The sequence below is a fragment of the uncultured Amaricoccus sp. genome (assembly GCF_937858865.1).
Lineage (GTDB): Bacteria > Pseudomonadota > Alphaproteobacteria > Rhodobacterales > Rhodobacteraceae > Amaricoccus.
In genome coordinates, this window is the sequence record NZ_CALLYO010000555.1 from 1 (window position 1) to 16551 (window position 16551).

Annotated in this window: 19 protein-coding genes; 14 read left to right on the forward strand and 5 right to left on the reverse strand. The window is 71.2% G+C overall.

Going from position 1 to position 16551, the window contains the following annotated elements; genetic code table 11:
- The coding region (locus tag Q0112_RS16385; protein WP_297977055.1) for a DNA repair protein RecO at positions 1-391 on the forward strand (391 nt) is incomplete at its 5' end.
- On the opposite strand, the gene Q0112_RS16390 is transcribed toward Q0112_RS16385, so the two are convergent.
- A complete protein-coding gene (locus tag Q0112_RS16390; protein ID WP_297977056.1) occupies positions 354-1166 on the reverse strand; it encodes a hypothetical protein in 813 nt (270 codons plus the stop codon). The two genes, Q0112_RS16385 and Q0112_RS16390, sit on opposite strands and share 38 nt — an antisense overlap.
- Positions 1163-1600, reverse strand: coding sequence for an ABA4-like family protein (locus Q0112_RS16395; RefSeq protein WP_297977057.1), 438 nt, complete (start codon positions 1598-1600; stop codon positions 1163-1165). Before Q0112_RS16395 ends, Q0112_RS16390 begins: the two co-directional genes overlap by 4 nt.
- 83 nt (positions 1601-1683) lie before the next feature.
- Here Q0112_RS16395 and Q0112_RS16400 point away from each other — a divergent pair, with 83 nt between their 5' ends.
- Positions 1684-2298 carry a TetR/AcrR family transcriptional regulator gene (locus Q0112_RS16400; RefSeq protein ID WP_297977058.1) on the forward strand — a complete coding sequence of 205 codons (615 nt, stop codon included), beginning with the start codon at positions 1684-1686 and terminating at the stop codon, positions 2296-2298.
- Here the strand turns inward: Q0112_RS16400 and Q0112_RS16405 are convergent.
- Positions 2295-3989 carry an acyl-CoA dehydrogenase family protein gene (locus Q0112_RS16405; protein ID WP_297977059.1) on the reverse strand — a complete coding sequence of 565 codons (1695 nt, stop codon included), beginning with the start codon at positions 3987-3989 and terminating at the stop codon, positions 2295-2297. The two genes, Q0112_RS16400 and Q0112_RS16405, sit on opposite strands and share 4 nt — an antisense overlap.
- Positions 3990-4174: 185 nt before the next feature.
- Here Q0112_RS16405 and Q0112_RS16410 point away from each other — a divergent pair, with 185 nt between their 5' ends.
- The gene (locus Q0112_RS16410; protein ID WP_297977060.1) at positions 4175-4951 is read left to right on the forward strand and encodes a sulfite exporter TauE/SafE family protein; all 777 of its coding nucleotides are present in this window, start codon (positions 4175-4177) and stop codon (positions 4949-4951) included.
- Positions 4952-5034: 83 nt separating this feature from the next.
- Positions 5035-6108 carry a diguanylate cyclase gene (locus Q0112_RS16415; RefSeq protein ID WP_297977061.1) on the forward strand — a complete coding sequence of 358 codons (1074 nt, stop codon included), beginning with the start codon at positions 5035-5037 and terminating at the stop codon, positions 6106-6108.
- Positions 6109-6142: 34 nt separating this feature from the next.
- Here the strand turns inward: Q0112_RS16415 and Q0112_RS16420 are convergent, their stop codons facing one another.
- Positions 6143-7747, reverse strand: a complete 1605-nt coding sequence (locus Q0112_RS16420) for a phosphoenolpyruvate carboxykinase (RefSeq protein WP_297977074.1) — start codon at positions 7745-7747, stop codon at positions 6143-6145.
- A 283-nt stretch (positions 7748-8030) separates the two neighbouring features.
- On the opposite strand from Q0112_RS16420, the gene Q0112_RS16425 reads away from it, so the two are divergent.
- The 6 genes from Q0112_RS16425 (at position 8031) to Q0112_RS16450 (ending at position 11241) form a co-directional block, all read left to right on the forward strand.
- Complete coding sequence (locus Q0112_RS16425; protein ID WP_297977063.1) at positions 8031-8444, forward strand: serine kinase; 414 nt, start codon at positions 8031-8033, stop codon at positions 8442-8444.
- Positions 8445-8485: 41 nt separating this feature from the next.
- A complete protein-coding gene (rapZ, locus tag Q0112_RS16430; protein WP_297977064.1) occupies positions 8486-9409 on the forward strand; it encodes an RNase adapter RapZ in 924 nt (307 codons plus the stop codon).
- Positions 9406-9822 carry a PTS fructose transporter subunit IIA gene (locus Q0112_RS16435; protein ID WP_297977065.1) on the forward strand — a complete coding sequence of 139 codons (417 nt, stop codon included), beginning with the start codon at positions 9406-9408 and terminating at the stop codon, positions 9820-9822. Before rapZ ends, Q0112_RS16435 begins: the two co-directional genes overlap by 4 nt.
- 44 nt (positions 9823-9866) lie before the next feature.
- A complete protein-coding gene (locus Q0112_RS16440; RefSeq protein ID WP_297977066.1) occupies positions 9867-10133 on the forward strand; it encodes an HPr family phosphocarrier protein in 267 nt (88 codons plus the stop codon).
- 5 nt (positions 10134-10138) lie between these two features.
- The gene (locus Q0112_RS16445; protein ID WP_297977067.1) at positions 10139-10768 is read left to right on the forward strand and encodes a TetR/AcrR family transcriptional regulator; all 630 of its coding nucleotides are present in this window, start codon (positions 10139-10141) and stop codon (positions 10766-10768) included.
- A gap of 98 nt (positions 10769-10866) precedes the next feature.
- Positions 10867-11241, forward strand: a complete 375-nt coding sequence (locus tag Q0112_RS16450; RefSeq protein ID WP_297977068.1) for a DUF2852 domain-containing protein — start codon at positions 10867-10869, stop codon at positions 11239-11241.
- Between the two features lie 131 nt (positions 11242-11372).
- Here Q0112_RS16450 and Q0112_RS16455 read toward each other — a convergent pair whose 3' ends face one another.
- Positions 11373-12368, reverse strand: coding sequence for a substrate-binding domain-containing protein (locus Q0112_RS16455; RefSeq protein WP_297977069.1), 996 nt, complete (start codon positions 12366-12368; stop codon positions 11373-11375).
- A 247-nt stretch (positions 12369-12615) separates the two neighbouring features.
- Between Q0112_RS16455 and Q0112_RS16460 the strand changes: the two genes are divergently transcribed.
- The 4 genes from Q0112_RS16460 to Q0112_RS16475 all read left to right on the forward strand — a co-directional run.
- A complete protein-coding gene (locus tag Q0112_RS16460) occupies positions 12616-13356 on the forward strand; it encodes an ATP-binding cassette domain-containing protein (RefSeq protein WP_297977070.1) in 741 nt (246 codons plus the stop codon).
- 20 nt (positions 13357-13376) lie between these two features.
- Positions 13377-14363: an ABC transporter permease gene (locus Q0112_RS16465; protein WP_297977071.1), complete on the forward strand. Its 987-nt coding sequence runs from the start codon at positions 13377-13379 to the stop codon at positions 14361-14363.
- Positions 14364-14624: 261 nt separating this feature from the next.
- A complete protein-coding gene (locus Q0112_RS16470; protein WP_297977072.1) occupies positions 14625-15401 on the forward strand; it encodes a citryl-CoA lyase in 777 nt (258 codons plus the stop codon).
- Positions 15394-16551: hypothetical protein (locus Q0112_RS16475; protein WP_297977073.1), on the forward strand; the 1158-nt coding region annotated here is incomplete at its 3' end. The genes Q0112_RS16470 and Q0112_RS16475, both read left to right, overlap by 8 nt.

Genomic DNA, 16551 nt, shown 5'->3' on the forward strand with positions numbered 1-16551 from the left:
GCTCGCGGCGGCGGGCGACTGGCCGGCGCGCTATGCCGCCTGGGAGCTCGCGCTTCTCGCCGAGATCGGCTTCGGGCTCGACCTCGACCGCTGCGCGGTGACCGGCGAGACGGCCGACCTCGCCTGGGTTTCGCCGCGGTCGGGCCGCGCCGTCGGCCGGGCGGCGGGGGCGCCCTGGGCGGAGCGGCTCCTGCCGCTGCCGGGCTTCCTTCGCGATGGCTGGCAGGTGCCGCCCGCGCCGGCGGAGGTCGTCGCGGCGCTCGAGCTGACCGGCTTCTTCCTGGAGGTGTGGATCGCGCCCGGCCTCCGGCGCGAGACGCTGCCGGAGGCCCGCGCGCGGGCGGTCGCGGCGATCAGGCGATCAGCGGCAGGCCCGCGAGGGCCGTCGTGAACGCCCAGGCGACCAGCGCGACGTAGCCGGTGGCGGCGAGCCAGACGGCGGGCTTGGCGAGCCGCCCGGGGAGCGCCAGGACGGCGGCGAGGCCGGCGAGCGGCAGGAAGTGCATCGCGTGCGTCGCGAGGAAGTGGGCGGTGCGCAGGTCGCCGACCTCGCGCGACCAGCCGAAGACCGGCAGGGCGGCGCCGGTGACCGGCGTGCCGACGAAGTGGCCGGGCATCTGCGAGAGCGTGCCGGCGGTCGGCAGGGTGAGCGCGAAGGTCAGGACGAGGCCGAGGCCCACCGCCAGGCGCAGCGCCGGTGGCAGGGGGCTCGCGCGGTCGCGCCAGATCGCGACGCCCATGACGAGCGTGGCGCTGGTGAAGAAGACCGCAAGGCCGCCCATCAGCCGGTAGAGGTTGGCCGCGAGCGGCGTCTCCTGGTTGAAGTGCGAGGCGGTGCCGGCCATCGCGGCGCCGGCGATCCAGGTCATCTCGGCGACGGTCGCGGCCACCACCAGGCTGGCGAAGACCCGCCAGGCGCGGCGCTCGGTCATGCCGGCGGGCAGCCAGCGGGCGAAGAAGGCGAGCGTCAGGAAGAAGATCGTGAGGGCGATCTGGAACTTGATCGGCTTCAGCCAGATGTTGTCGCCTTGGAAGAGCCGCGGATCGATGGCCGCCGCGGCCAGGGTGACGGCGAGCGAGAGGGCGAAGCCGAGGCCGGCGGCGGCGAAGCGGGGTTCGGCATCGAACGGCGTGGCGGCGGGGCGGATGGCGAGAGCGGCGGTCATCGGGTGGCCTCCATCGGACGGGTGGCGCGGCGGGCGAGGCGAAGGCCGAGGAAGGCCAGGAAGCCGGCCGGGCCGAACAGGAAGGTGAGAACGAGGCAGGGGACGAGCAGGAGATACGGGAAGCCCTCGCGCCGGGCGGTGCGGACCTCCCAGGCGCCGACGAGGAGGTCGAAGGCGAGATAGTGCAGCCAGCCGGCGAGCGCGATCCGGGGGTCGGTGAAGAGCGCCTGCACCGCCGCGAGGCTGTCGAAGCCGCCGGGCGCGTCCCACCAGAAGGCGAGGATCAGTGCGGCATAGGCGACCGAGAGGAGCGCCGGGACGACGAGCCCGGCGACCCGGTCGGCCAGCGCCGGCGCGAGCGGCGCGGCGAGCAGCGCGGCCCAGCCGAAGAGGGCGAGCGGGCTCGAGAACTGGAAGAGGATGTCAGGGGACATGGGCGAACTCCATCTGGACACTGACAAGATCGAATGGTAGCCGGAGTCTTGACGATGTCAAGATAAATGTGGACAGTGTCCAGATGACGGATGCGGCGGACGTGAAGGGCAAGGAGAGCTATCACCACGGCGACCTGCGGGCGGCGCTGCTCGTCGCGGGCGAGGCGGTGCTGGCCGAGACCGGGGTCGAGGGCTTCTCGCTGCGGCAGGTGGCCAAGCGGGTCGGGGTCAGCCACTCCGCCCCGGCGCATCACTTCGGCGATACCCAGGGGCTCCTGAGCGCGCTGGCCGCCGAGGGGTTCCGGCGCTTCCTCGCGGCGATGCTGGCGCGGCAGGCCGAGGCGCCGGACGACCCGCGCGAGCAGATGCTGGCGCAGGCGGTCGGCTACCTCGATTTCGCCGAAAGCGCGCCGGCGCTCTTCCGGCTGATGTTCGGATCGGACCGGATCTGGCCGTCGACGCCGGAGCTGGCCGAGGCGGGGCGGGCGGCCTATCGCAACCTGACCGACGGGGTCGCGCGGCTGCGCGGATTGGCGCCCGACGACCCCGCGGCGCTCCCCGATGTCGTGGCCTGCTGGAGCGTGGCGCACGGCTTCGCGCACCTCGTCATCGGCCGGCGGATGGAGCCGGTGCAGGGTCTCTCGCGCGACGAGCGCGAGGCGCTGCTGCGACAGGCAGTCGCGAAGGTGCTCGACTAGCCTCGGCCGTCCTCGAGCAGGCGGCGGGCGATGACCTGGGCCTGGATCTCGGCGGCGCCCTCGAAGATCGAGAGGATGCGGGCGTCGCAGAGGACGCGGCTGATCCGGTACTCGAGCGCGAAGCCATTGCCGCCGTGGATCTGCAGGGCGTTATCGGCGTTCGACCAGGCGATGCGGGCGGCGAGCAGCTTCGCCATCCCCGCCTCGAGGTCGCAGCGGCGGCCGCCATCCTTCTCGCGGGCGGCGAAATAGGTGAGCTGACGGGCGATCATGATCTCGACCGCCATCATCGCGAGCTTCCCGTAGACGCGGGGGAAGGCGACGAGCGGCTTGCCGAACTGGCGGCGGTCCTGGGCGTAGCGCAGGCCGAGCTCGAGCGCGCATTGCGCGACGCCGATGGCGCGGGCGGCGGTCTGGATGCGCGCCGACTCGAAGGTGCGCATCAGCTGCTTGAAGCCCTGGCCCTCGACCCCGCCGAGCAGGTTCGCCGCCGGCACGTGGAAGCCGTCGAAGCCGAGCTCGTACTCCTTCATGCCGCGATAGCCGAGGACCTCGATCTCGCCGCCGGTCATGCCGGGGGCAGGGAAGGGGGCGTCCTCCGTGCCGCGCGGCTTGGGGGCGATGAGCATCGAGAGGCCGGTGTGGTCGGTGGTGGCCGGATCGGTCCTGACCAGCATGGTCATCACGTCGGCGCGGGCGGCGTGGGTGATCCAGGTCTTGTTGCCGGTGACGACATAGTCCTCGCCCTCGCGGACGGCGCGGGTGCGCAGGGAGCCGAGGTCGGAGCCGGTGTTGGGCTCGGTGAAGACGGCGGTGGGCAGCACCTCGGCCGAGGCGATCTTCGGCAGCCACTCCGCCTTCTGGGCCTCCGTGCCGCCGCCGAGGATGAGCTCGGCCGCGATCTCGGAGCGGGTGCCGAGCGAGCCGACGCCGATGTAGCCGCGCGAGAGCTCCTCCGAGACGACGCACATCGCGGTCTTGGAGAGGCCGGCGCCGCCGTATTCCTCGGGGATGGTGAGGCCGAAGACGCCGAGCGCGCCCATCTCCTCGACGACCTCGAGCGGGATGAGCTCGTCCTTCAGGTGCCACTCGTGCGCATGGGGGACGACCCGCTCGTCGGCGAAGCGGCGGAACTGGTCGCGGATCATCTCGTCGTCGGCATCGAGCCCGGTGGCGCCGAAGCTCGCCGCTCCTTCGCCCGCGAGCATGAGCTCGACGAGCCGGGCGCGGGCGGCATCGCCGTTGCCATGGGCGAGCAGCGTCTCGACGGCGGGGGTGCGGAAGGCGGCGAGATCGGCCGCGCCGAGGCGAAGGTCGGCCGGCCGGACGATCTCGACCTGCGACATCGGGATGCCGCCGGCGAGCTGGGCGAGATACTCGCCGCAGCCGATCTGCAGGATGAGCCGCTCCATCTCGCCGAGCGCCCCCGCCGCCTCGAGCCGGCTCGCCCAGGCCGCGAGCTCGCGCAGCGACGCGGCATAGGTCGCCATCCAGGCGAGGCCGTGCGCCGCCGTCTGCTCGGCATCGAGCGCCGCCGCGGAAAGCCTGCCTCCGCTGACCACCTCGGCCGAGAGCCGCCGGCGCGCAGCGGCGACGAGCTCGCCCGCGGCCGCAGCGGCGGCGGTGGCGAGCCGCGGAAGGTCGGGCTGGAGCGGGCTCTCCGTGGCGCGGGCGCGGGCGGCTTCGATCATCGCGGGCCTCTCGGTCGCCGCGCCGTTGTGCGGCGCGGAATCAGTTGCTGCGTTTGCGTTGCAAGCTAGGCTCAAAGCGACCCGAGAGCAAGATTGCTGCCCGCGACGGGTGGGTGGCGGCAACTTTGTTAGCGTTGCCTTTCCGCCCGCTTCCTGCCAAGAGCCGCCGGCCGGGAGAGGAGACGATGGCGGGACTGGAAGGCTTCGTGGCGCTCTACGGCGTCGCCGGGCTGCTGTGGGCCGGCGCCTCGGTCGCGCTCGGCGGCTTCGCCAAGGGGGTCGTCGGCTTCGCGCTGCCGCTCATCGCGCTGGCGCTGGCCGGCTCCTTCCTGCCCTACGAGGTCGGGGTGGCGCTCCTCATCGTGCCGATGCTGGTCTCGAACCTCTTCCAGGCGCTGCGCCAGGGCATCGGGCCTGCGCTCGGGAGCCTGCAGCGGTTCTGGCGGCTGAACCTCATCCTCGTCGCGATGATCCTCGTCTCGGCGCAGCTGGTCGTGGCGCTGCCGGACCGGCTGCTCTTCGGCATCCTCGGCGGCGCGGTGACCTTCTTCGGCGCGAGCCAGCTCGCCGGCTGGCGACCGCGCTTCGACATGCGCCACCGCGCGCGGGTGGAGACGGGCGTGGCGCTGGTAGCGGGCTTCTTCGGCGGGCTCTCCGGCATCTGGGGGCCGCCGCTCGTCATGTACCTGGTCGCGGTCGACCTGCCGAAGACCGAGATGGTGCGGACGCAGAGCCTGTCCTTCCTGCTCGGCTCGGCGGTGCTTCTCCTCGCGCATCTGCATTCGGGGGTGCTCGATGCGATGACGCTGCCGGTCTCGGCCTGGATGACCGTGCCGGCGATGCTCGGGATGTTCGTCGGCTACCGGGTGCACGACCGGCTCGACCAGCGGCGCTTCCTGACGCTGACCCTCGCCGTCCTGGTCCTGAGCGGACTCAACCTGCTCCGCCGCGCCCTCTTTTGAGGCAAATTGCCGGCGGATTCCCGCGCCTTGCCGGGCGAGGCGTTCGTTTTCCGTTAACGGCGCCCGGGCAGGTTCGGAGACGGGTGAGTCTTCGGGGGATCGGGGCGGTGGCGCTGGATGCGACGGCGGAATTCGAGCGGCTGAACGCGCTCCGGCGCTATGCCATCCTCGACACCCCGGCCGACGGCGCCTTCGACCGCATCACGCAGCTCGCGGCCGAGATGCTCGAGGTGCCGGTCGCGGTGGTGAGCCTCGTCGACACGAGCCGCATCTGGTACAAGTCGGTGCACGGCCCCTTCCCGCTGCGGGAGATCGGGCGGCTGCCCGGGCTCTGCGCCGCGGCGATCGGCCACGACGGCGCCTATGTCGTCGAGAGCGCGCGCGGCGATCCGCGCACCCAGGAGCACCCGCTGGTCGCGGGCGCCTTCGGGCTCGAGTTCTATGCCGGGGTGCCGCTCAGGACCTACGACGGGCATGTGCTCGGCATGCTCTGCTGCATGGACACCCGCCCGCGCGGCGCGACGCCGCAGCAGCTCCGCTTCCTCGAGACGCTGGCGGCGATCGTGATGGACGAGATCGAGCTCCGCCGCTCGGCGCGCCAGATCTCGCGGCTCTCCGAGGCGCTGGCGGACGCCTGCACCGACCTCGAGCGGCGGGCGAGCTTCGATCCGCTGACCGGCGTCCTCGCGCGCACCGCGATGCTCGAGCGGAGCGAGGCGCTGGTCGCGCGCGCCCTGGCCGGCGGCAGGGGGGCGGCGCTTCTCATGCTCGACATCGATCGGTTCAAGGCGATCAACGACACCCACGGCCATGCCGCCGGCGACCGGGTGCTGCGCGAGGTGGCCGGCCGCATGGCGGCGAGCTGCCGGGCCGGGGACCTGCTCGGGCGGATCGGCGGCGAGGAGTTCCTCGCCGTCTTCGCAGAGGTGGCGGCGGCGGACGCAGGCGTGATCGCCGACCGTCTGCGCGAGGCGGTGGCGCGAACGCCGGTCGCGATCGAGAGCGGGGCCAGGCTGACCGTCACCGTGAGCGGCGGCCTGCTCGGGCTCGCGCCCGCCGACGCCGGCGTCAGCTTCTCGGCGGCGCTGTCGCGCGCCGACGCGGCGCTCTATGCCGCCAAGCTCGGCGGACGGAACCGGATCGTCGAGGCGGAATAGGACGGCGGGGACCGCGGCCCCCGCCACCGCGGGGTCAGGCGGCGCGGATGGCCGCGGCCCGGACGTCGTCCGAGACGTGGCTCTCGTACTGCGCGAAGTTCTTCGCGAACATGCCCGCGAGCTTCGCCGCCTGCGCGTCGTAGGCGGCCGGGTCGGCCCATGTGCCGCGTGGGTCGAGCAGCGCCGCATCGACCCCCGGCACCTCGGTCGGCACCTCGAAGCCGAAGACCGGATCGGTACGGAAGCTTGCACGGGCGAGCGAGCCGTCGAGCGCGCCGGCGAGCAGCGCCCGGGTCGCCGCGATCGGCATCCGCCGCCCGGTGCCGTAGGCCCCGCCGGTCCAGCCGGTGTTGACCAGCCAGCAGGTCGCCCCCGATTCGGCGATGCGGTCGCGCAGCATCGCGCCGTAGACCTCGGGCCGCCGCGGCATGAAGGGCGCGCCGAAGCAGGTCGAGAAGGTCGGCTGCGGCTCGGTCACGCCGCGCTCGGTGCCGGCGACCTTGGAGGTGAAGCCGGAGAGGAAATGGTACATCGCCTGCGCCGGCGTCAGCCGCGCGATCGGCGGCAGCACGCCGAAGGCGTCGCAGGTCAGCATCACCACGTTCCGCGGCACGCCCCCCCGCGCGACCGGCGAGGCGTTCGAGATCGCCTCGAGCGGATAGGCGCAGCGGGTGTTGGCGGTCAGGCTGTCGTCGTTGAAGTCGAGCGCCCGGGTATAGGGGTCCCAGACCATGTTCTCGACCACCGTCGCGAAGCGAGAGGTCGTGGCGTAGATCTCGGGCTCGGCCTGCGGCGAGAGGTTGATCGTCTTGGCGTAGCAGCCGCCCTCGAAGTTGAAGGTGCCGGCGTCCGACCAGCCGTGCTCGTCGTCGCCGATCAGGATGCGCGCCGGGTCGGCCGAGAGCGTCGTCTTGCCGGTGCCGGAGAGGCCGAAGAAGACGGCGGCGTCGTCCGCGTCGCCGCGGGCGTGGTTCGCCGAGCAGTGCATTGGCATCACCCCGCGCTCCGGCAGCAGGTAGTTGAGCAGCGTGAAGACCGACTTCTTGTTCTCGCCGGCATAGGCGGTGCCGCCGATCAGCACGAGCTTCTGCTCGAAGGAGATGGCGATCACCGTCTCCGAGCGGCAGCCGTGCCGCGCCGGGTCGGCATGGAAGGACGGGCAGTTGAGGATGGTGAAGTCCGGCTCGAAGCTCGCGAGCTCCTCCCGCGCCGGCCGCCGCAGCAGGTGGCGGATGAAGAGGCCGTGCCAGGCGAGCTCGGTGACGACGCGCACGTTCAGCCGGTAGTCGGGATCGGCGCCGGCATAGAGATCCTGCACGAAGAGCTCGCCGCCGCGGATATGCGCGCGCATGTCGGCGAGGAGCTGCGCGAAGGCGTCCGGCGCCATCGGGCTGTTGTTCTCCCACCACACATCGGATTCGACCGAGGGCTCGCGCACCACGAACTTGTCCCTGGGGCTGCGGCCGGTATGGCGGCCGGTGGAGACGAGAAGGGCGCCGCCCTGGCCGAGGTCGCCTTCGCCGCGGGTGAGCGCCGCCTGCAGCAGCGCGGGTTCGAGAAGGTTGTAGTGCGTGCGCGTCGCGCCGCCGAAGCCGGTCGCCTCGAGCGTCATCCGCGGATTGACCTCGTCCTTCAGCATGAAGGTCTTCATTCCGTGCATACCCTCCCCAACATAGTCGGTCGTGCGACCACCCGTCACCCCAGAAAACCGCGCGGACTCTACCGCAGTGCAGCATGTCGCGGCGGCTGATGTATAGCATGCGCCGCCGGCGGGTGAATCCCAGTCATAGGGTTAATCGCCGGTTTCGGCGGGCGATAATTCGCCGATGGTGTATCAATCTGTTGGGGTCGGCTTTCGATTGCTTTCGCTTTGCAGGGCAGCGAACAATGCCCTGGCCAGCGACGACGGGGAGCGCAGCGGCATGACGAATCTGCATGGCTCGGCGGTGGCCTTCGCCGGGCGCGGGGTGCTGATCCTGGGCGCCTCGGGCAGCGGCAAGTCGGCGCTCGCGCTGCGGCTGGTCCGGCAGGGAGCGGCGCTGGTGGCCGACGACCGGGTCGACCTCGAGCGGCGCGGCGCGGCCCTCGTCGCCAGCGCGCCGCCGGCCCTCGCCGGGCTGATCGAGGTGCGCGGGGTGGGCCTCCTGCGGCTGCCCGCCGTCCCGGAGGCGGTGGTGACGCTCGCGATCGACCTCGATCGGGCGCCCGTGGCACGAATGCCACATCCTGTGACAGTTGCGTGGCTCGGCCTCGAGGTGGAGTTGATTTCCGGGCGCGACCTCCCAAATCTTGACCCGGCTTTGACGGTTCTCGTGCAGAACGGCCGCGCCCCATGAGTTGTATCCCATGAGTTGTGGGAGTGCGGCACGAGGTACAATTGAGCGAGGCAGGACGCCCCGGGCAGGGGCAGCACATCGTCATCATGACTGGTCCGGCGGGCGCTGGCAGGACGACTGCGATCGGCGCGCTCGAGGACATCGGCTTCGAGGCGATCGACAACCTGCCGATCAGCTTCCTGCGGCGGCTGTTCGCCGGCGGAGCGGTGGAGCGTTCGATGGTGATCGGGATCGACCCGCGCAATCGCGACTTCTCGGTGGACCGGATGCTCTCCGCCCTCGGCGAGGTGGAGGCGGCGGCCGGGCGTCCGCCCGTTCTCGTCTATCTCGACTGCGACGCGGTGACCCTTCTCGAACGCTACAGCGAGACCCGCCGCCGCCACCCGCTCAGCCCGCGCGAGACGGCGGCGGTCGGGATCGAGCGCGAGCTCGCCCTTCTCGCGCCGTTGCGCGAACGGGCCGACGTCCTCATCGACACGCGGGGGATGACCCCGCACGAGCTCCGCGCCGAGATGGGGCGGCAGTTCGGCGAGGAGATGGCCGCGAACGGCGCGCTGGCGGTAACGTTGCAGTCCTTCTCCTACCGGCGGGGGCTGCCGCGCGGGGCGGACATGGTGATCGACGTGCGCTTCCTGAGGAATCCGCACTGGGACCAGCGGCTGCGTCCGCTCGACGGGCGGGACGAGGCGGTGCGCGCCTTCGTCGAATCCGACCCCTCCTACGCGCCTTTCTACATGCGGATCACTGACTTGCTGGAGTTTCTTCTCCCCGCGTATCAGATGGAAGGCAAGAGCTATTTCGGCCTCGGACTCGGCTGCACCGGCGGGCGGCACCGCTCGGTGGCCGTTGCCGAGGCACTGGCGAAAACGCTTGCAGGCAGCGGATGGCGGGTGTCTATTCGCCATCGTGACCTGGAGCGGGCGGCCGGTGGGGCAGGCTCGGATCTGGGAGTAGGTGCGGCGTGATCGGAATCGTTATTGTTGCCCACGGCGGCCTCGCTCGCGAGTACCTGGCGGCAATGGAGCATGTGGTCGGCAAGCAGGGCGGCACCGCTGCGGTCTCGATCGACGCCGACGACGACTGCGGCTCCAAGCAGGCCGAGGTGGACGCCGCGGTAGCCGCGGTCGACGACGGCCAGGGCGTGGTGGTCGTCACCGACATGTTCGGCTCGACGCCCTCGAACCTCGCGACGCGCGCCTGTTACCGCGATCCGACCCGCCGCGTCCTCTACGGCGCCAACCTGCCGCTCCTCGTGAAGCTCGCCAAGGCACGCCACAAGCCGCTCAACGACGCCGTCGCTTGTGCCTTGACCGCCGGTCGCAAATACATCAACTGCTTTGACGGGTTCGGCCCCAACGGAACGCCGATCGCCCCCTGATCGCGGCCCCCCGGGCAGTTGCCCGGGCAGACAGACGGGCAGTCATGCAGTTCTCCCTGGACATCGTGAACGAGAAGGGCCTGCATGCCCGCGCCTCGGCGAAGTTCGTCGAGACGGTGGAGCGTTTCGACGCCCGCGCGCTGGTCAGCCGCGACGGCATGGAGGTCTCCGGCGACTCGATCATGGGGCTGATGATGCTCGGCGCCGCCTGCGGGACGTCGATCGACGTCTCGATCGAGGGGGCGGAGGCCGAGGCGCTGGCGGCGGCCTTGCGCGAGCTCGTCGCCGGCCGCTTCGGCGAGTCGAGCTGAGGGCGATGTCGGATGCCGATGCAGAGCCGCGGCGTGGCTACCACCACGGCAACCTGCGCCAGGCGCTGGTCGCCGCGACGCTGAAGCTGATCGAGGAGCGCGGCCCGCTCGGCTTCACCCTGGCCGAGACGGCGCGCGCGGCCGGCGTGAGCGGGGCGGCGCCCTACCGCCACTTCCGCGGCCGCGACGAGCTGATCGAGGAGGTGGCGCGCCAGGGCTTCGTCATGTTCGCCGAGCGGCTCGAGGCGGCCTGGAACGACGGGCGCCCCTCGGCGCTCTCGGCCTTCATGGCGACCGGCCGCGCCTATCTCGAGTTCGCCCGCGACAATCCCGGGCACTATGCCGCGATGTTCGAGTCGGGCGTCGCGATCGCCGGCAACCCCGACCTCGCCCGCGCCGCCGACCGGGCGATGTCGGTCCTCGTCCGCGCGGCGGAGCGGCTGGCGCAGCACCTGCCGGCTGATCGCCGTCCGCCGGCCAGCATGGTGGCCAACCACATCTGGGCGCTGAGCCATGGCGTGGTCGAGCTCTTCGGCCGCGGCCGGCCCGGCGGGCGCGCGCCCTATTCCGCCGACGAGATGCTCGAGAGCGGCACCGCGATCTACCTCCGCGGCCTGGAGATCATCCCCCGCTGACGCCGCGGCATTTTTCGCCGGACCCCTCTTGACCGCTTGCCAGCCTCCGCCAATCTATGTGAATGTTAATAACATTAACATGGAAAGGAGCGCCTCTGATGAACACCGCCCTCCGTTGGCTGGAGCGTGCGCGCGATGCCCTCGACGAGCGGGGCCGGTGGGCCTGGATCGCCGTGATGGTGGTCGGCTTCGTGCTGTTCTGGCCGATCGGACTTGCCCTTCTCTTCTACATCATCTGGAGCAAACGCATGGCCTGTCATTCCTGGGGACGTCATCATCACCGCCACGGTGCCGGCCGCGGCTGGGACCGCACCGGCAACACCGCCTTCGACGGCTACCGCGAGGAGACGCTGAAGCGGCTCGAGGAGGAGCGCGACGCCTTCCTGAAGTTCCTCGACCAGCTGCGCGCCGCCAAGGACCGCGCCGAGTTCGACCAGTTCATGGCCAGCCGCCAGACCCCCGACGCCGCCTGAGCCATCCGGATTCCCGCCGCGCCCCACGAGGGCGCGGCCTTCTCGCTTTCGATTGAATTCAATCAGATAATTTCGCGCGCGACGGTGCGCGACGCTTGGGGGCGGCGCCGCAAGGACGCCGCCCCTGTCGCTCACTTCTGGATGCAGGTGTCGGCGGTATCCTTGGTGCACTCGTCGAGGCCGGTGAAGACCGGATCGGCGACGTCCTTGCCGTCGATGAGGTCGATCATCACCGACGGGGCCATGTAGCCCATCTCGAAGGGCCGCTGCCCGACCAGCGCCGTGACGAGGCCCTCCTTGGCGATCGCCACCTCCTCGCCGATGGTATCGGCCGCGCCGATCACGAAGTCGCCGGACGCGATCCGGTCGGCGAGCGGCCGGAAGAGGTCGCGGTAGGGCTGCGGCGCGCCGAAGAGCGGCCAGCCCCCCATGATCGCGAAGGCGTCGAGGTCGGGGTTGGCGGCGAGGATATCGGTCATCGCCTGCACCCCCTTGGCTCCGTCGTCGTTGGTGAAGACCGGGCAGCCCGCCACCTCGGTCCAGCCGCCCTCGCCGGCGAGCGTCGCGAGCCCCTCCTGCCCGGAGAGCGCATCCCGCGCGCCCTGTGCGCGGCGCAGGATGTTGTCGGCGCCCGGGTTGCCCTGGATGGTGCAGACCGTGCCGCCGTCCGGCTTCTTCTCCTTGATGTACTCGCCGATCCGCTTGCCCATCAGGTAGTTGTCGGTGCCGAGATAGGTCATCCGCAGGGCGGCATCCTCGGCGGCGAGGTCGGCATCGATCGTCATCACCGGCACGGCGGGATTGGAGGTGCGGATGGTCTGGGCGATCAGCTTGGCGTTGGACGGCGAGATCGCGATCGCCGCGGTGTCGGGCCGCCCGAGCATGTCCTGCACGATCTGCGCCTCGCCGGCCTCGTCGGAGGTCGAGGCGGGGCCGGTGTAGAAGCAGGTATAGGGCGCGTCCGGGTTCTCGGAGTTCCACTTCTCGCAGCCCTGGTGGATGGCCTCGAAGAAGGGGTTGTCGAGGCCCTTCACCACGATGACGAGCTGCTTCTTGTCCTGGGCCATCGACATGCCGGCGGAGAGCGCGAGCGCGGCCGTCGCGGCGAGCAGGGTCAGTTGTCTCATTTCGGTCCTCCCGTTGCGTTCCGGAGGACCCGTCCCGCCGGCCGCGAACGGCCGTCCGCCGCGGCGGCGGGCGCTGTCCTCCCGGCCTTTAGCTGATATTAGCAGGCGGCATTCGTCAACGTCTCTTGTGGTTAGGGTAATCTTCACCTTCCGATTGACGCATGCGCGCGGCTTCGGGTAACTCACGAGCCGCGGCAGGCCGGAAAGAGCCCTCGGGACCGTGAGACTGCAGGGGAGGATCGCTCGGGTGCCCGTACTGGAGCTCAGCAGCATTTCCAAGCATTTCGGCGCCATCCAGGCGCTGAACGACATCTCGCTGGCGATCGAGCCCGGCGAGGTGGTGGGCCTGATGGGCGACAACGGGGCCGGCAAGTCGACGCTGGTCAAGATGATCGCCGGCAACTTCCTCCCCACCCACGGCAGCATGCGCATGGACGGCCGCGAGGTCGTGCTGCACCGCCCGGTCGAGGCGCGGCGGCACGGGATCGAGATCGTCCACCAGGATCTCGCGCTCTGCAACAACCTCACCGCCGCGGCGAACGTCTTTCTCGGGCGCGAGATGCGCAAGGGGCTGGGGCCGGTCTCGATCCTCGACTACGGCGGCATGTACCGGCGCGCCGGGCAGCTCTTCCGCGACCTGAAGTCCGAGACGCGGCCGCGCGACCTCATCCGGCAGATGTCGGGCGGCCAGCGGCAGGCGGTGGCCATCGCGCGCACGATGCTCGCCGACGCCAAGCTCGTGCTGATGGACGAGCCGACGGCGGCGATCAGCGTGCGGCAGGTGGCCGAGGTGCTGAACCATATCCGCCACCTGCGCGACCAGGGGATCGCGGTGGTGCTCATCAGCCACCGCATGCCTGACGTCTTCTCGGTCGCCGACCGGATCATCGTGCTCCGGCGCGGCCGCAAGGTCGCCGACAAGCGGGTCGAGCGGAGCTCGCCCGAGGAAGTCACCGGGCTGATCACCGGCGCGATCGAAATCGCCTGAACCCATTCGCGGAGTCGACGATGGCCGCCAGCCTCGAACAGACGATCGAACAGAAGCAGCACAACTGGTTCTCGCTCCTGCTGAACAGCCAGGCCTTCTGGGTGACGATCGCGATGCTCCTCGCCTGCATCTTCCTGAGCTATTCGACCGACGCCTTCGCGACGTCGAAGAACCTCTACAACATCACCCGCAACGTCACCTTCACCGCCATCATCGCGCTCGGCACGACCATGGTCATCATCACCGGCGGGATCGATCTCTCCGTCGGCTCGGTGCTCTGCCTCTGCTCGATGGTGCTGGCCGTCACCATGCACGCGGGCTTCGGCATCTACACAGGGATCGCGGCCGCCGTCCTGACCGCGCTCGTCGTCGGGGCCTTCAACGGAATCCTCGTCGCCTATCTCGATTTCCCGCCCTTCGTGGTGACGCTCGGCATGCTGTCGGTCGCGCGAAGCCTGGCGATGGTGCTCTCGAACAACACCGTGGTCTTCGAGTTCGGCCCCGACCACGACAAGCTCCTCGCGCTCGGCGGCGGCTCGACCTTCGGCATCGCCAACCCGGTCATCTACATGGTGGTGCTGGCGCTTCTCACCGGATTCGTGCTGCGCTGGACCCGCTTCGGCCGCTATCTCTACGCCATCGGCGGCAACGAGCAGGCGGCGACGCTGACCGGCGTTCCGGTGCGGCGGATCAAGGTCGCCGTCTACATGATCTCGGCGCTCTCGGCCGGCATCGCCGGGATCGTGCAGACCGGCTGGCTCGGCGCGGTGACGACCAATATCGGCGCGGGGATGGAGCTGCAGGTGATCGCCGCGGCGGTGATCGGCGGGGCGAATCTCGCCGGGGGCGTCGGCACCGCCTATGGCGCGCTGGTCGGCTCGGCGCTGATCGAGGTCATCCGCAACAGCCTGGGGCTGCTCGGGATCAATGCCTTCTGGCAGGGGACGTTCATCGGCTCCTGCATCATCATCGCCGTCGCCTTCGACCGGATGCGGCGAACGCGGTGAAGGGAGGCGCATATCCTTTGCCGGGACCCCGGGTCGACGCTCGCTCCGGGGCCCGCAGGCGAGTAACGAAGTTTTAACCCGACGAATCTCTTCAGGATCAATGGGATACCTATAGTTTCGCGCGCGAAATCCTGATCGCGCAGCGGATCGACACGCCTGCCGTTCCTGCGTTTCACCCGATTGCCCCGAGCTTGCCGGCGCAGCGGCTTGACAGGCTGCCGGGAGGGGCGACAATCCTGTCCGAGGCGAGGGGGGAGGAGCATGCTGATCGGCAAGGCGGGGGCCGCCAGGACCTCGATCAGCACGGCGGACGCGGCGAGCCTGACGGTCCGGGGGCGGGACCTCTGCGGCGACCTGATGGGACGGCTGAGCTTCACCGAATACTTCCACCTCCTCGTCACCGGGCGCGAGCCGACCGGGACGCAGCGCTTCTTCCTCGACCTCCTCCTCGTCGCCATCGCCGAGCATGGCCTCGTGCCGACGAACCAGGCGGCGCGGATGACCTATGCCGCCGATCCCGCCGCGCTGCAGGCGGCGGTGGCGGCCGGGATCCTCGGCTGCGGGTCGGTGGTGCTCGGGACGACCGAGGCCTGCGGCAAGTTCCTGATCCAGACGCGGGCGCGGACCGCCGGCGGGGCCGACCTCGAGAGCCTGGTGACGGAGATCCGCGACGCGGGCGGCAGGGTGCCGGGCTTCGGCCACCCGCTGCACAAGCCCGTCGACCCGCGGGCGCAGCGGATCATGGCGCTGGCCGAGGAGCGCGGCGCCGCGGGCCCGCACCTGGCGCTGGCGCGCCACGCCGAGGCGGTGGTCCCGCGGGTCTGGGGCAAGCCACTGCCGATGAACGTCTCGATGCCGATCGCGGCGGTCCTGCTCGACCTCGACTTCCCGCCGGCGATCCTGAAGGGCATCCCGATCCTGGCCCGCACCGCCTCGCTGCTCGCGCATCTCGCCGAGGAGAGCGAGCGGCCGATCGGCTTCCTGATGGCCGCGGCGGCCGAGGAGGCGATCGGCTACGATCCCGCTCCGGATGCGTGACCCGGCCGCCGAGACGCTGCCCTGGGAGGCGCAACCCGCCGCCGACGACGCCGCCTACCGCACGCAGATCGCCTATCTCCTCGATCACTCCCCCTTCTTCCGCGCCCGTCTGCAGGCGGCGGGCTTCCCGGATGCACAAAGCGTCGGCAGCCTCGCGGCGATCGCCGCGCTCCCGCTGACCACCAAGGACGACCTCCGCGCCAGCCGCACCGCCGAGCGGCCAATCGGGGCGCACCTGGCCGCGCCGCTGTCCGAGGTCGTGCGGATCTACTCGACGAGCGGCACCACAGGCGCGCCGAGCTACATCCCGCTGACCGCCGGCGATCTCGCCATCTGGATCGCGATCTCCGCGCGCTCCTACGGCGCGTCCGGCGTGCGGGCCGGCGACCGGCTCGTCTCGACCTACGGCGCGGGTCCCTTCGTCGCCGGGGCGGCGCTCGATGCCTTCGCCGCGCTCGGCCTCTGCCACATCCCGGTCGGCCCGGGAAACAGCGAGCGGCTGCTCGCCGCCGTGCAGGCGCTCGCCCCGCAGGCCGTCGCCCTCACCCCCTCCTACGCGCTCCACCTCGCCGAGACCGCCGCCGCGCGCGGCATCGACCTCGCCCGCTCGAGCGTCGCGCGGCTCCTCGTCGCCGGCGAGCCGGGCGGCGGCGAGCCGGAGCTCCGCGCCCGGCTCGAGGGGGCCTGGGGCGCGCGGGTGACCGAGGCGATGGGCATCGGCGACGTCGCCGTCTCGCTCTGGGGCGAGTGCGAGGCGCGCGCCGGCATGCATTTCTCCGGCCGCGGCTTCATCCACCCCGAGCTGATCGAGCCGCAGACCGGGATGCCGCTGGCCTGGGAGGAGGGCGCCGAGGGCGAGCTCGTCTATACCCACCTGCACCACCGGGCGGCGCCGCTGCTGCGCTTCCGCAGCCGCGACCACGTGCGCGTGAGCGCGGGCGCCTGCCCCTGCGGCCGGACGAGCCCGCGGGTGCGCTGCATCGGGCGGACCGACGACATGCTGATCCTGCGCGGGGTCAACCTCTTCCCGACGGCGGTGCGCGAGGTGGTGGCAGGCTTCGCGCCGGCGGTGAGCGGGGTCGTCGCGCTGCGCCCGCGCCGGCGCGGGGTGCGGCAGAATCCGCCGTTGCCGGTGGCGGTCGAGCTCGCC

Bases quoted from the DNA above. Each gene is read 5' to 3' on its own strand.
- Q0112_RS16390 (WP_297977056.1), bottom strand. From the start codon at position 1,166: ATGACCGCCGCTCTCGCCATCCGCCCCGCCGCCACGCCGTTCGATGCC.
- Q0112_RS16455 (WP_297977069.1), bottom strand. From the start codon at position 12,368: ATGAGACAACTGACCCTGCTCGCCGCGACGGCCGCGCTCGCGCTCTCC.
- Q0112_RS16465 (WP_297977071.1), top strand. From the start codon at position 13,377: ATGGCCGCCAGCCTCGAACAGACGATCGAACAGAAGCAGCACAACTGG.
- Q0112_RS16405 (WP_297977059.1), bottom strand. From the start codon at position 3,989: ATGATCGAAGCCGCCCGCGCCCGCGCCACGGAGAGCCCGCTCCAGCCC.
- Q0112_RS16410 (WP_297977060.1), top strand. From the start codon at position 4,175: ATGGCGGGACTGGAAGGCTTCGTGGCGCTCTACGGCGTCGCCGGGCTG.
- Q0112_RS16400 (WP_297977058.1), top strand. From the start codon at position 1,684: ATGACGGATGCGGCGGACGTGAAGGGCAAGGAGAGCTATCACCACGGC.
- Q0112_RS16425 (WP_297977063.1), top strand. From the start codon at position 8,031: ATGACGAATCTGCATGGCTCGGCGGTGGCCTTCGCCGGGCGCGGGGTG.
- Q0112_RS16470 (WP_297977072.1), top strand. From the start codon at position 14,625: ATGCTGATCGGCAAGGCGGGGGCCGCCAGGACCTCGATCAGCACGGCG.
- Q0112_RS16450 (WP_297977068.1), top strand. From the start codon at position 10,867: ATGAACACCGCCCTCCGTTGGCTGGAGCGTGCGCGCGATGCCCTCGAC.
- Q0112_RS16445 (WP_297977067.1), top strand. From the start codon at position 10,139: ATGTCGGATGCCGATGCAGAGCCGCGGCGTGGCTACCACCACGGCAAC.
- Q0112_RS16420 (WP_297977074.1), bottom strand. From the start codon at position 7,747: ATGCTGAAGGACGAGGTCAATCCGCGGATGACGCTCGAGGCGACCGGC.
- Q0112_RS16395 (WP_297977057.1), bottom strand. From the start codon at position 1,600: ATGTCCCCTGACATCCTCTTCCAGTTCTCGAGCCCGCTCGCCCTCTTC.
- Q0112_RS16440 (WP_297977066.1), top strand. From the start codon at position 9,867: ATGCAGTTCTCCCTGGACATCGTGAACGAGAAGGGCCTGCATGCCCGC.